This window comes from Moorena sp. SIO3I8 (assembly GCF_010692325.1).
Taxonomy (GTDB): Bacteria; Cyanobacteriota; Cyanobacteriia; order Cyanobacteriales; family Coleofasciculaceae; genus Moorena.
This window is the reverse complement of sequence record NZ_JAAHHW010000050.1, coordinates 1-12367: the sequence shown is the minus strand read 5'-3', so window position 1 is coordinate 12367 and position 12367 is coordinate 1. Positions and strand designations below refer to the sequence as shown.

The window sequence follows — 12367 nt, the reverse complement described above, 5'->3', positions numbered from 1 at the left end:
GCCAAAGACATCACCCTAAAGTTAGGAATAGATAATTTAGAATTCAATGCTAAAACGAGCACTTAGTCTGAGATTTCTAATCGAGTGGACGATACCAACAACCACGGGTCTGATAATTACTGTTGCGTTATGGTTATCGCTAACTGAAAATAATTTTTATGTGTATTTGTTCATGCTTATACCGTTTTGGCCAGCGATCGCACAATGGGTTGTTCTGCGACGTTACATTTCCGACGCTTGGTCATGGGTTGTGCGGACTGTGTTAGGAGCCTACGTTGCCATACCAACCATGGCTTTTTTCTATTCTTGGTATCTAAGATATCAATCTATATTTGTACAAAATCCAACTATCCGATTACCCATGACCTGGACAGCATCTATCCTTACGACCCTAATTGGTTGCGTAGTGATATCTTGGTTCCAATCGGTAGCTCTTTCTAAGCATACGACTCGGGCAGGTTGGTGGATTGTTCTTAACAGCTTAGTTTGGACTGCATTCTCTAGTTGGATAATTGAGATTGGTGCTCATGATTTTATGAACGATCTTAGGAACTACAATTCTCCTTATGCCTACGACTACAATATAACTGGTGAGATGGCAGTAAAACTCATAATTTTAATTATTCCCATCGCCAGCTTGATCCAAGGTCGTATACTTGTATGGTTATTCAACTCCCCTAAGGAGTCCAGGTGATGACCTTTGATTTTATATCAGTTATAAAAGATAAAGAAAAGTCATCTTATTTCTGTTAATAGGTCTTATCGGGAATTGAATATTTTCGGTATAGCACTACCCATTAAAGTGTTTGACATTGATACAAGCTCAAACGCTAATGCACGTAAACTTTTGCCTCTTGCCTCTTGCCAATGCCATTGCGCGTAGCGCTATAGCAGAAGTCAGAAGTCAGAAGTCAGAAGTCAGAAGTCAAACTCTTGCGCTTACTTAGGTTTGAGACTTTTGTCATGTCCGCGCCTGCCCTGGCGACTGCTATATAAGACTGTACTTCTCCCGACTCTCTCAATATTTTTTTACAAAATTTTTAAAAATATGCTATAATATGCAAATTTTTATGTTACAATAAAACCGTGGACAATCAAATCCACGGGAAGAGCCAGCCTGACGTACTTGCTAGGGCGAAGGCTGGCTCTGGCTACCCCTTAAAGTAAAGGAGATAACTTCATATTATGTCGCATCATCTAAGCCTATACCCATGGGTCCTGATTCGGCTATTACCACCGATGCCACCAGTCGTTTTCGCTCGGTTCCGCTACTATTGTGATGCCAAAGGTTATTCCCAGACCCTGAAACAGCTGCTGCCTGATGCTAAGTTTCTAATTATTTTAGATATAAGTCTGCCGATGGAGCAAGAGGAATAGGGAGTGTTGCAAGGGTGGGAAGGGTGGGGGGATGGGGAGTCAGATCAGTAACTGGCTTGGCGTTGCTGATTCTGAGTATGGTTTTGCCCCCCTAACCCCAAGGGTAGTTCACTCTATCCGACCAACTCTCATATGTAATGGCCATTGCAATATAATTTTCCTCTCGGGATCGCCCCAAGCCTCGACTAGACGGTTGGAGAATTCCAAGATTGGTTCCTGGGATTGAACAGCGATAAGCTTTTGAATAGCAGACCAAGTAGTCAAATATCCCAGAAATTCTTCCATGTTCCATTGGGTTTCAATTGTTAAAATAGGTGTTTTTAACTCAGCAAAAGGAAAAGGAATGGTTTGATAATTTTGAAGCAGTAGTTTTGTTTCTTCTGGCCAATACTGGTCAACCACTGTGGTGAAAAAATTCCTAGACATTTGGTCTATGTGATTTTCTTCTGGAGGTAATTCAAAATACCAGTAGCCCCAGAGAGCAATAATTCCTCCAGGTTTAGAAACTCGCTGCACTTCCTGATAAAACTTTTCTAGATTAAACCAATGAACAGCTTGGGCAACAGTTATTAAATCTATAGATTGATTCCCTAGCCCGACTTTTTCGGCCACTGCCACAGAATAGTTAATTTTATCATGATGAAATGCATGACTAATTTGCTTTTCGCTGGCATCTGTAGCATAAATTTTTTGAAAATGAGGGGTTAAGCCCAAGGCTACTTGACCATTACCAGTGGCACAATCCCACGCTGCTTGACGATCAGGTACAAGTGCAGCTAAATACTCAAACAAATATTTTGGATAATGAGGTCTATAGTTTCTATAATCATTTGCTTGCTTTGAGAAGTAGTCTTTAAATTCTGTAACCAAAGTCCTTTGCCTCTAATTTAATTTAGCCAACTATTAGGATATCATATTCTTAATCGCAGTTTGAATACAGTCTATCTTTTTCAAATTCAGCACATCAGTATCAGCCTGGCTAACTTGTTGTGAAGATAACCTCAAGCAAGCAAAATCCCAAAACTTAATGAATGATGTTTGTACAAAAATGAGATGCACCAGCGGATCCCTCTTCACGGGCAGGGCTGTTAAGCCAGGGTAAGCGCAAGAAAAAGAGAGGCTTAAGATGGTAAGGGTAAAACGATACAGCCCCAGAAGATGCTAATTGATATAGTCTGTATCCGGAAAAGTTATTGATGTTATAATTAAAGTATCTGTAACCCTTGATTTAGCTGGATTGTTTGGTGTGATAGATGGAAAGTTTCCGTATAATAAATAGTTAGGCTTAAGATCGTCATGAAAGCAGCAACTAGAGACAGTTGGAAGACCAGTCCTTCGAAGGGGGAATTTGTGCCGATAACATACGAAGACGAGTTTACGCCAGCGGAGGTGAATCGGATACGTTTGGGTCTCATTCCGCGCGAAATGGAAGATAAGTGGTTTATCTACTTCGACGAACCCACGCTGTTTTTCCATCGAAGTTGGACGGGATACCTGATCTACAAGGTTGAGCTTCGTGTAGGTACTACCGGTGGTGCAACGGTCGCCAGCGCCCACGTAGTCCAAGAGAGCGAGAAGTATCCTCGCGAACCAGGTGAGGCTGAGAAGATGCTACCGTGCTTGATACGGTGCATCCTACTTGAGCAGAACTATCCGTTTCCTCCAAGGTCATGAAAATTCCAGAGTGCGATTCCTGCCAGTTTTACTCTCAAAACCCCCACATCATCTGTGTAATTCACCTTACTTTACCTCTGTGAGTAGCTATGAGACACGATGCGATCAAGCTATATGAACCGATCAATATCCTTAAACAGATTGGTGAAGGATGGCCCAATTGTACAGATGTCAATGTATGGGGCAAAGATTCCTTTTCCAACACGTATGACTATTGTGCGGTTGAGCAACAGTGAGCTATGGTGCCATTCACCAACAGAATTGACTCGAGAACTCAAAGCTCAAATTGACTCTCTTGGCTCAGTGCGCCACCTCATTTCACCCAACAAAATTCACTATGCTCACATTGGCACCTGGGCGCTTTGCTTATCCAGAGGCCATAGCATGGGCATCCCCAGGTGTCCGCGATCGCGCAGCACAACAGAAAATTGAAGTTAGTTTTAATGCCGATTTGGAAAATGAACCGCCGCCTCAGTGGGTCACAGATTTAGACCAATTAATCTTCCGGGGTAGTCGATTCATGGATGAAGTTGTATTTTTTCACCGGAAGAGTTCTACTGTCATTCTTACCGATCTCATTGAAAACTTTGAACTCAATAAAGTTAGTAAGCAGTTTGGTCGGCTGCTTAAGTTAGTTGGCATTGTCGATCCTGATGGAAAAACTGCATTGGATTTGCGAATGACATTTTGGAGACAAAAGGAGCAGTCCCGTAGCTGCTTAAAGCGAATGCTTCAGTGGAACCCTGAAAAAGTTATCCTATCTCACGGTGGTTGGTATGAGAATAACGGTGCTGCTGAGTTACGCCGTGCTTTTCGCTGGCTTGAATAACTTTCAGAAGCAAGCTAACACTTCAGTGGAGCGGATGGGCGAGAGACATGGTGCTTCGTTTTAATGTACTGTGCCACCGCTCAACAAAAATTTTGGCGTTGTTTAATAATGGAATGATTTTAAGAGTTTTTAGGTGCGACGCAAGAAACAGCCCTGCTCCCAGGCTCGCAAAGAGATCCGGAGTTTTATTGGACAATAAAAAAAATTCCTAGATTTACATCTCAAATACAAACGCGCTTAGCGTTTATCGCAGTTATGAGCTACACTATTCTTTGACATTGATTCCCTGTTAGGTGCGCTTTCCGCATTAAGAATTAAATTCGCCACGGGTCGCACCTCTTGATGCAGCGCATCGCTATTCCCTATTACCTCTTCTCTGCTCCCTGCTCCCTGCTCCCTGCTCCCTAAAAACCCAGAACTTTGTACCTAACAGCAATTGCAAACCGCTATATAATGACTAATCACAAAAAGGGAAAAATTTACATCGTAGGTGCTGGTCCAGGAGATGTTAACTACTTAACCGTAAGGGGGCAACAACTACTGACTGAAGCTGAAGTGTTGGTCTATGATGCTTTGGTAGATTCCCTTTTATTGCAACTGGTGCCCTGTGATTGTCAACTCTTCGATGTAGGGAAACGGGGTGGACGCCCTTCTACACCCCAAGCTAGGATTAACCAACTGCTAGTAGACCAATGCCGACAAGGCAAGCAAGTCGTCAGGCTAAAAAGTGGTGACCCGTTTATTTTCGGGCGCTCTAGCTCAGAAATTCAGGCATTGATTGCTGCTGAGTGTCAGTTTGAAGTGATACCAGGCATTTCCTCAGCCCTAGCAGCTCCCTTACTAGCGGGAATTCCTTTAACAGACTCCCTTTTGAGCAAATGCTTTGCTGTTGTCACTGCTCATCAGCCAGAGCAACTAGATTGGGAAGCACTAGCAAGAATCGACACCCTGGCGATTTTAATGGGAGGACGTCATCTGGGGGAAATTGTCCAGCAGCTACAACGCAATGGGCGATCGCATCAGACCCCCATTGCTCTGATTCGGAATGGTGGACGCCCCCAGCAACAGGTTTGGCTGGGTACTTTAAGCACTATTGTAAACCAAACCCTTGGTATCTCCCTCTCACCTGTGGTAATTGTAGTTGGTGAAGTAGTGGGGTTAAGGGCATCTATGGGATTAGCTGATCAAGTTGAAGGTTAGCAAGTTGAAGGTTAGCAAGTTGAAGGTTAGCAAGTTGAAGGTTAGCAAGTTGAAGGTTGGCCAGTTGAAGGTTAGCCAGTTGAAGGTTGGCCAGTTGAAGGTTGGCCAGTTGAAGGTTAGCCAGTTGAAGGTTAGCCAGTTGAAGGTTAGCCAGTTGAAGGTTAGCCAGTTGAAGGTTAGCCAGTTGAAGGTTAGCCAGTTGAAGGTTAGCCAGTTGAAGGTTAGCCAGTTGAAGGTTAGCCAGTTGAAGCTTGGCCGAAAGGCCAAGGTTATCAAGACCAGCTTAAACCTACCCTTCACCGAACGCCAAAGGCGAACAACCGAAACAAACCTTCAACTCCCACCAACCTTAAACCTACCCTTCACCGAACGCCAAAGGCGAACAACTCCCACCAACCTTCAACTCCCACAAACCTTAAACCTACCCTTCACCGAACGCCAAAGGCGAACAACTCCCACAAACCTTAAACCTTCAACTCCCACCAACCTTCAACTCCCACAAACCTTCAACTCCCACAAACCTTCAACTCCCACCAACCTTAAACCTACCCTTCACCGAACGCCAAAGGCGAACAACTCCAACAAACCTTAAACCTACCCTTCACCGAACGCCAAAGGCGAACAACTCCCACAAACCTTCAACTCCCACAAACCTTCAACTCCCACAAACCTTAAACCTTCAACCAAAACTACCAAAGTGCTTACTGGAAAAACTGTCTTAGTTACCCGTTCCGCTAGTCAATCCCAAAAATTTAACCAGCTCCTGGAACAAGAAGGAGCGACTATTATCGAAATGCCCACCTTGGTGATTACTCCTCCTTCTAGTTGGGCTGGATTAGATTATGCGATCGCTAATCTCGCTAACTTCGATTGGTTGATTCTCACCTCTAGCAATGGGGTGGATTACTTTTTTAAACGATTATTGAATAATGGTAAAGATGCCCGTGCTTTAGTCGGGATTAAGATTGCTGTGGTGGGTAAGAAAACTGCTGCCAGTCTGAAACAACACAATTTACAACCCGACTTTATCCCACCAAACTTTGTAGCTGATTCTTTGGTGGAACATTTTCCAGAGTCTTTAACTAACAAACAAGTGCTTTTCCCCCGAGTCGAAACCGGTGGGCGAGAGGTGTTAGTAAAAGAACTAACGGAAAAAGGTGCTCAAGTGGTAGAAGTTGCTGCCTATGAGTCTGGTTGTCCAGATTACATGGCTCCTGCTATTTTAGATGCTTGGCAACAGAGAGCAATAGATATTGTTACGTTTGCTAGTTCTAAAACCGTGAATAATTTTTACAAACTTCTCAACCAATCCTTTAACGCTTCAACGGACACTAACCAACCCTACTCTAATGCCGACCGCGAACAATCTGCACCCTTAAAAACTCTTGATTACCTTTTAGAAAATGTCTGTATCGCTTCCATTGGTCCCCAAACATCCGAAAGCTGTCGCCAATTGTTAGGCAGAGTAGATGTAGAAGCAGTTGAATATACTTTAGAAGGTTTAACTGAGGCGATTGTAGCATGGGAGACTGAGAGAGGGGGAAAGACATAGGGTGCATCTGATTGGTGGAACAGGCATCAGGCGTGGAACAGGCATCTTGCCTGTTTCAATCCCTACTAAACAGCCTTATTTGCCAGAAATAGGAGTTTTATATCATCTCAGAATAATTACCCTTAATAATAAAAATCTCCCTCGGTGCGCTTTCCGTAGGCGAATTAAATTCGCCACGGGTCGCACCGCTCCCTATCTCCCCATCTCCCCACATTCCCCTCCTGGGAGGGGTTAGGGGTGGGTCCCACCCTCTCCTTAATTATGGGTATTCAAGCAGACTTTATATTATGGCTTTTCCCCAAGGATGAGAGTTGTTTGTGTAGGCAAAGGAATAACCTTAATATTTTTAAATCCTGTCTTTTCGAGCCATAGGGCAATTTCTTCTTTAGAGCGATTGCCCGATTCGGAATGAAAGCCAATCATTAAGTACAGTTCCATCATTGTACTGCGCAATGACTGCTTAGGATTATCTTCTGGATTTATAAACTCCTGCACGATCAGCAATCCACCTGGCAATAGAGCATCGTAAGCTTTGGACAATAGCCTCAGACATTGCTCCGGAGATATATGACGCAAGACTGCAGAAAGCAGAACGACATCATAGTCCTGATCAAACTCAGTGGTATGAAAATCCGCCGACCATAGGGTAATTCGCTCTTCGAGATTGTATTGCTTCAAGAGGCTGAGGGCGATTTCTAAAGGTTCTTTGAGATCGACAACTACAGCTGTTAAATTAGGATTAGCATTACAAAGAGCAATGCTGTAGCTTCCAGAGCCTCCCCCTAAATCCAGCATTTTACGCCTATTGTTCAGGTTAGTATATTCAGCCAGCACTGCTCCTTGTCCTGCCATAGCTAGGTTATGCCGACCTTTGATATAGCTTGTCCAATAGGTAGCAGCATCAACAAAACCATTCTCAAAGGGAAAATCTGGTCTACCTTCACGGATCAGCTGGTCTAGATTGCCCCAAGTGTACCAGAAATTGGTAATATGGACGATGTAATCACCTTGATACTCTGGCTTGTCTGGTATTAAAAATTTAGAAGCGACTTGAGAGTTTTTAAAATTACCCTCTTCTTTTTCCAGCAGACCTAATCCAGCACAGGATTCAAGAAAAGCTTCGACAAAACCAGGATTAGCTTTGAGGTGATCGGAGACTTCTCGGGCAGAAATAGGTTGTTCCAGTAAAGGAAATATTCCAAGTTTTATGGCCGCTCTGAGAACCGCAGAGTTCCAGAAGCTAAAACATATATTGTCGATGCTGTCCTTCATTTATACTTCTCCTAAATCTACATGCACGTTATTGTCAGAGCTAGTTAACTTGGCAGGCAAAATTATACCTCTTGATAGAATTTCTCATAAAACGGCAGACAATCTTCCACTATAGACATTAGTTGATCAGGTATCTGAGGGGGCTCATGTCACGCCTTCAGGGATTACTATGCTCATTTTTACCCTTTTGTCAACCCCACAACCTGAATAATTAAGAAAAGTAAAAAAAATAAAGTTTTCGTTAAGATAATGAGGAAATAAAAAAAAAGCTGTTTAATGATATAAGTGATTTAATTAATAAAATAAAATCACAGTCTAAATCTAATACTCAGTTCTGTATGACCGGATCTAAACCTTTTCATTTAGCTTTTCCTGTTGCCGATCTCGAAGAAACACGCCAATTTTATTGTGGTGTGATTGGCTGTAAAGAAGGACGTAGTACAGATTTATGGGTTGATTTTAACCTCTATGGTAATTCCGTTTCAGCCTATTTACAACCCCAGGAGGCAACGCGAGATATACCTAGCAACCACGTTGATCGAGATCAAACTCCTTTAAACATCCCTGTTCGTCATTTTGGCATAATTTTAGAATGGGAAGAATGGGAAAGCTTAGTTGAACGTTTAAAGGAAAAAGGCATCGAATTTACAATTGGTCCGCGAGTACGTTTTGTCGGCAAAAATGGAGAACAAGGAACGATTTATTTTCACGATCCTTGTGGAAATGTTCTGGAATTTAAGGCTTTTAAGAACCCCGAGCAAATGTTCAAGCCTTTTACATAAATACAAGACTTTGAAGCAGTTGTTATGGAGAAGATAGCCAACCCGTCTTAGAGTATATTTAAGGCTTGTTTATGCCTGTAACACCCTATCCAGATTTTTTTTTACTATAAACTAGTTGGATAGTGAGGGGTTACTGAGTCTTTTTTGGACTTATATCGTTGGGTTTGAACTTTAAAAGGAGCAATCAACAAATAATGGCGAATACAATCGAAAAGTTAGATCATGATTTGGCTGAAATCTTTATCGCAAATGATAATAATCCAACCGTAAACTACTCTTATGGGGGAACGCGAATGGTAACTCCTGATACTCAGGAGTCAGAAGCTAAGCAAATCTGCGAGCGATTGATGTGGTCTGAAAGTGCCCTGAAAAATCAACTGATCAATGCAGCATTAAGCAAAGGTGTTTTAAACCACTATAGCGATCGACTTCCTGGAGGTTTCTTGGACAGCAAAGTTGGTGGTGCTCGCTGCGTAATCAGACCCAAGCACCAAGATACTGCTGACATCCTTGTTAATCCAGAACATCCAGATTGGGATTCTACCATTTCACCAATTTTTCAACACATTGGCGAATCCCTCAATCAAAAACAAGGCAAGATCAAGTTGACTCCGGATTTTGGTCGGTTTGCTGGTTTGGCGGATACTTTGAACCGATTTACTCCTCATTCTCTCGGCATTAATTGTGATCAGGGAGGATGTGGTGGTAAATCTTCCTACTCAGCAACAGGTATTATTTCAGCGATTGAAACCCTTGGTTTCCAACAACAGAAAGAAGACCGAGTTACCTTAATTGGGGCAGTGGGAGCCATGGGTTCTGACGTTTTGAAGTACTTTTTGCGAGAGACATACCAAAATGTAGCTGTTTGTGATCTGGTGTATGATGATCCTAATAGTGGAATTGTCCCTCCAGATAACTTATTAAAGCTTCCCTCCAAGCAAAAAGCCTTCACTACAGATTGTTTGGAGCGAGGAGGATTAATTGTTGCTACTACCGTTGGACAGGAATTGGAAAACTCTTTTTGGGAGACAATGCCCAGGGGTACAACCTTACTCCTGGCTCATAATATGGCAATTCCTGGAGGTGAAGCAGGTGCTGAACTAATGCAGCGAGTTCAGCAACATGGCGTTTTCGCCTTACCTGGTCAAGTTTTGACATTGGGAGGAGCGTTAACCTCTCGGGTAGAGTGGTTCTGGCGGCAAAGCAATGCAGGTGTTCCTTTCGATAAACCTCTAGCTCACCTAGTCGTCAGGGATGTGGTTAAGTTTTTAGTCACTGAAATTAAAGCATTATCAGCATCTTCAGGATTAACTCCTTATGAAGCCATGCTACGGTATGCAGACCGAGAGGCAGTAACATTATTGCCCTAAAGATCAAGTCGCTCTTCCGATCCTATTTAGGATAACAGGATCGGAAGAACCAACAAGGCATTCACTTCAAAACCTTTGAATTTGCTATAGCGGTTTTTAGTCTAATGAGGTACAATAACAACAATGAGCAAACCAATTACGAATATCCTTAAGGGAGATTTGATTAAAAGCAAATTCAATAGCTTCTACTAAATCAAGATAAGTTCTTTTTTGCACCAATTTTACGTAAAATACTTTTGATATTTGACCAACAATGTTCAATCGGGTTAAATTCAGGGGAGTAAGTGGGAAGATAGATTAATTTAGCACCCGTTGCTTCAATTAAATCTCTAGTTTCATCTCCTTTATGAATTGAATAATTGTCCATGATTACACAAGCTCCACTCCAAAGTTTAGGGACTAATTTTTTAGAAATAAAAGCTTCAAAAGTGATGGCATCAGTTTTTCCCAACAAACAGGTGCTGGCGAGGATAGATTCACAACTTATGGCACTAATGAGTGAAAGATTTTGACCTTTCCTATAAGGGCGCTGACCATAAGCACGTTGACCCTGTTCAGAGCGAGCAAAGAGACGAACCATTGCTAAATTCACTCCGGATTCCAATACGGAAAATCAGGTCTTTTTCGTTAATATCCCTAACCTTTTCCCAGAAATGTAAACGTTGTTTTTGTACCTCATCTGTGCCTTTTTTTGTGGCGTACAGTGTTTTTTTTTCTGGTTATTTTTAGACGCTTTAGCATTCTATATACTGTGGAAATACCAATGAAAACTCCGGTTTCTTTCGCGCTTCATGTTCCGCAGTTCTTCTAAAGTAGCGTCATTAGTCATGGTCACCAGATTTTTGAGAATCGTTAATTGTTTTGGCTTAAGTTTTGTCGGAGTTTGTTGAGTGCGAATTTTCGGGGCAATATTTCCAGTGTCCCGATACTGTTTGAGTAATTTTTGAACAAAGCTTAAGGCAACATTGAACTGTTTAGCAAGCTGACGTTGAGAGATATTACCTTGAGTATAAACATCAATAATTTTTTGTCTAAGATCAACGGAGTAGGGTTTCATGGTTTTTTATTAGAATGTATCATCATTATTGTACCTTACTAGCTTAAAAACCGCTATACTGGCATAGTTTCCTAAGGTTTAATTTGATTAAAGATTAGATCAAATCCAGTTAATCACTTATCAAAGAGTCTGTGGATTTTTGGGTTATGGTAATGGGGAATTGATAATTGTAAACTACCCATTACCAATAAATAATAATTGAGAACTGCTATAACCTACTAACACCATCAACACTCAAAGGTTGCTAACCCCAAATAGCGAACTCCTGACGGGGTAATTTCAAAGCGACAAGGCAACACTTCCAAACCATTGCTAACTGCTTCTCTTAAGAGTTTACCATAGTCTGGATCATACTTATCACCAGGGGAAAAGTGCAAACAATCAGCACGATTAATAAAATAAAGCATCACGGCTCGTGCTTCGGGAAGTACTGCCATCAGTTCTTGCAGATGTTTTTGTCCACGAGTAGTAACTGTATCAGGGAATAAAGCACGATTCTCTTCAGCTAAGGTAGCACTTTTCACTTCTAAATAAATCGGGCGCTCTGAGCCAGTCAGTAAAAAATCCACGCGGCTTTTCCGTTCTTTTCCGTAACGCACCTCAGGGCGAATTTCGCTGTAGCTGTCCGCTAATTCGGGAATCAGTTTTTGTTCCAACGCTAACTTAATCACTCGATTAGGTAAAGCCGTATTAACCCCTACCCAAGTGGGTTCATTGTCCTTGACCTGAATCATTTCCCAAGTGTATGGTAACTTCCGCTTTGGGTTATCACTATGGGACACTTGTACAGGAGAGCCAATAGTTGAAACTCCGATCATTGGGCCAGTATTGGCGCAGTGAGCAGTAATAATTTCCCCTGATGGCAGTTCAATATCCGCAAGAAAGCGTTTGTAGCGTTTGAGTAAAGTTCCAGCTTTTAGGGGTGGGTAGGAGTAAATCAAGTTATTGTCATTAGTCATGTTATATTTGTTAGTTTTTAATGGTTAATTGGTTAAGGGAGTCGGGAGTCGGGAATCGGGAGTCGGGAATCGGGAGTCGGGAATCGGGAGTCGGGAGTCGGGAGTCGGGAATCGGGAGTCGGGGTTGCGAAAATTGAATTTGCCTCATAACTATGAGAAACTCTATATAATATGGCGTTTTTTCTTCCCACACTCCCCCATCTCCCCATCTCCCCATCTCCCCATCTCCCCATCTCCCCATCTCCCCATCTCCCCATCTCCCCATCTCCCCATCTCCCCCACTCCCCATCTCCCC

The 12367-nt window shown here is 42.4% G+C and carries 11 protein-coding genes and 3 pseudogenes; 8 read left to right on the top strand and 6 right to left on the bottom strand.

All coding sequences use genetic code 11. From position 1 onward, the window contains the following. The first annotated feature begins 172 nt into the window (after window positions 1–172). Together F6K51_RS19360 and F6K51_RS19355 are read left to right on the top strand one after the other, a co-directional pair. Window positions 173–694, top strand: a complete 522-nt coding sequence (locus tag F6K51_RS19360; protein WP_293023061.1) for a hypothetical protein — start codon at window positions 173–175, stop codon at window positions 692–694. Window positions 695–1239: 545 nt separating this feature from the next. After that, a complete protein-coding gene (locus F6K51_RS19355) occupies window positions 1240–1377 on the top strand; it encodes a hypothetical protein (RefSeq protein ID WP_365939993.1) in 138 nt (45 codons plus the stop codon). Window positions 1378–1485: 108 nt separating this feature from the next. Here F6K51_RS19355 and F6K51_RS19350 read toward each other — a convergent pair whose 3' ends face one another. After that, window positions 1486–2247, bottom strand: a complete 762-nt coding sequence (locus F6K51_RS19350) for a class I SAM-dependent methyltransferase (protein ID WP_293023056.1) — start codon at window positions 2245–2247, stop codon at window positions 1486–1488. 1141 nt (window positions 2248–3388) lie between these two features. Between F6K51_RS19350 and F6K51_RS19345 the strand changes: the two genes are divergently transcribed. Then, on the top strand, window positions 3389–3880 hold the full coding sequence (locus tag F6K51_RS19345) for a hypothetical protein (RefSeq protein ID WP_293023053.1): 492 nt from the start codon (window positions 3389–3391) through the stop codon (window positions 3878–3880). 453 nt (window positions 3881–4333) lie between these two features. Next, window positions 4334–5044: pseudogene (gene cobA, locus F6K51_RS19340) on the top strand (uroporphyrinogen-III C-methyltransferase); the annotation flags it as partial. A 4-nt stretch (window positions 5045–5048) separates the two neighbouring features. Here cobA and F6K51_RS19335 read toward each other — a convergent pair. Then, complete coding sequence (locus F6K51_RS19335) at window positions 5049–5309, bottom strand: pentapeptide repeat-containing protein (RefSeq protein ID WP_365939999.1); 261 nt, start codon at window positions 5307–5309, stop codon at window positions 5049–5051. A gap of 15 nt (window positions 5310–5324) precedes the next feature. On the opposite strand from F6K51_RS19335, the gene F6K51_RS19330 reads away from it, so the two are divergent. Together F6K51_RS19330 and F6K51_RS19325 are read left to right on the top strand one after the other, a co-directional pair. Beyond that, window positions 5325–5672, top strand: coding sequence for a hypothetical protein (locus F6K51_RS19330; protein WP_293023049.1), 348 nt, complete (start codon window positions 5325–5327; stop codon window positions 5670–5672). A 108-nt stretch (window positions 5673–5780) separates the two neighbouring features. After that, window positions 5781–6632 (top strand): annotated as a pseudogene (locus F6K51_RS19325) (uroporphyrinogen-III synthase); the annotation flags it as partial. A 285-nt stretch (window positions 6633–6917) separates the two neighbouring features. On the opposite strand, the gene F6K51_RS19320 reads toward F6K51_RS19325, so the two are convergent. Beyond that, a complete protein-coding gene (locus F6K51_RS19320) occupies window positions 6918–7904 on the bottom strand; it encodes a methyltransferase (protein WP_293023046.1) in 987 nt (328 codons plus the stop codon). 338 nt (window positions 7905–8242) lie between these two features. Between F6K51_RS19320 and F6K51_RS19315 the strand changes: the two genes are divergently transcribed. Beyond that, the gene (locus tag F6K51_RS19315) at window positions 8243–8686 is read left to right on the top strand and encodes a VOC family protein (protein ID WP_293023043.1); all 444 of its coding nucleotides are present in this window, start codon (window positions 8243–8245) and stop codon (window positions 8684–8686) included. A gap of 194 nt (window positions 8687–8880) precedes the next feature. Next, window positions 8881–10056: a hypothetical protein gene (locus F6K51_RS19310; RefSeq protein WP_293023040.1), complete on the top strand. Its 1176-nt coding sequence runs from the start codon at window positions 8881–8883 to the stop codon at window positions 10054–10056. A 96-nt stretch (window positions 10057–10152) separates the two neighbouring features. Here F6K51_RS19310 and F6K51_RS19305 read toward each other — a convergent pair. The 3 genes and pseudogenes from F6K51_RS19305 to F6K51_RS19295 all read right to left on the bottom strand — a co-directional run bounded on the left by F6K51_RS19305 (window position 10153) and on the right by F6K51_RS19295 (window position 12329). After that, window positions 10153–11113: pseudogene (locus F6K51_RS19305) on the bottom strand (IS630 family transposase). 227 nt (window positions 11114–11340) lie between these two features. Next, window positions 11341–12072 (bottom strand): DNA/RNA nuclease SfsA, encoded by a 732-nt coding sequence (gene sfsA, locus F6K51_RS19300; protein ID WP_293023037.1) that lies wholly within the window; start codon window positions 12070–12072, stop codon window positions 11341–11343. Between the two features lie 32 nt (window positions 12073–12104). Further along, on the bottom strand, window positions 12105–12329 hold the full coding sequence (locus tag F6K51_RS19295; RefSeq protein WP_293023033.1) for a hypothetical protein: 225 nt from the start codon (window positions 12327–12329) through the stop codon (window positions 12105–12107). Window positions 12330–12367 lie beyond the last annotated feature (38 nt).

Bases quoted from the DNA above. Each gene is read 5' to 3' on its own strand.
- F6K51_RS19310 (WP_293023040.1), top strand. From the start codon at position 8,881: ATGGCGAATACAATCGAAAAGTTAGATCATGATTTGGCTGAAATCTTT.
- sfsA (WP_293023037.1), bottom strand. From the start codon at position 12,072: ATGACTAATGACAATAACTTGATTTACTCCTACCCACCCCTAAAAGCT.
- F6K51_RS19295 (WP_293023033.1), bottom strand. From the start codon at position 12,329: ATGGGGAGATGGGGAGATGGGGAGATGGGGAGATGGGGAGATGGGGAG.
- F6K51_RS19315 (WP_293023043.1), top strand. From the start codon at position 8,243: ATGACCGGATCTAAACCTTTTCATTTAGCTTTTCCTGTTGCCGATCTC.
- F6K51_RS19345 (WP_293023053.1), top strand. From the start codon at position 3,389: ATGCTCACATTGGCACCTGGGCGCTTTGCTTATCCAGAGGCCATAGCA.
- F6K51_RS19355 (WP_365939993.1), top strand. From the start codon at position 1,240: ATGCCACCAGTCGTTTTCGCTCGGTTCCGCTACTATTGTGATGCCAAA.
- F6K51_RS19320 (WP_293023046.1), bottom strand. From the start codon at position 7,904: ATGAAGGACAGCATCGACAATATATGTTTTAGCTTCTGGAACTCTGCG.
- F6K51_RS19360 (WP_293023061.1), top strand. From the start codon at position 173: ATGCTTATACCGTTTTGGCCAGCGATCGCACAATGGGTTGTTCTGCGA.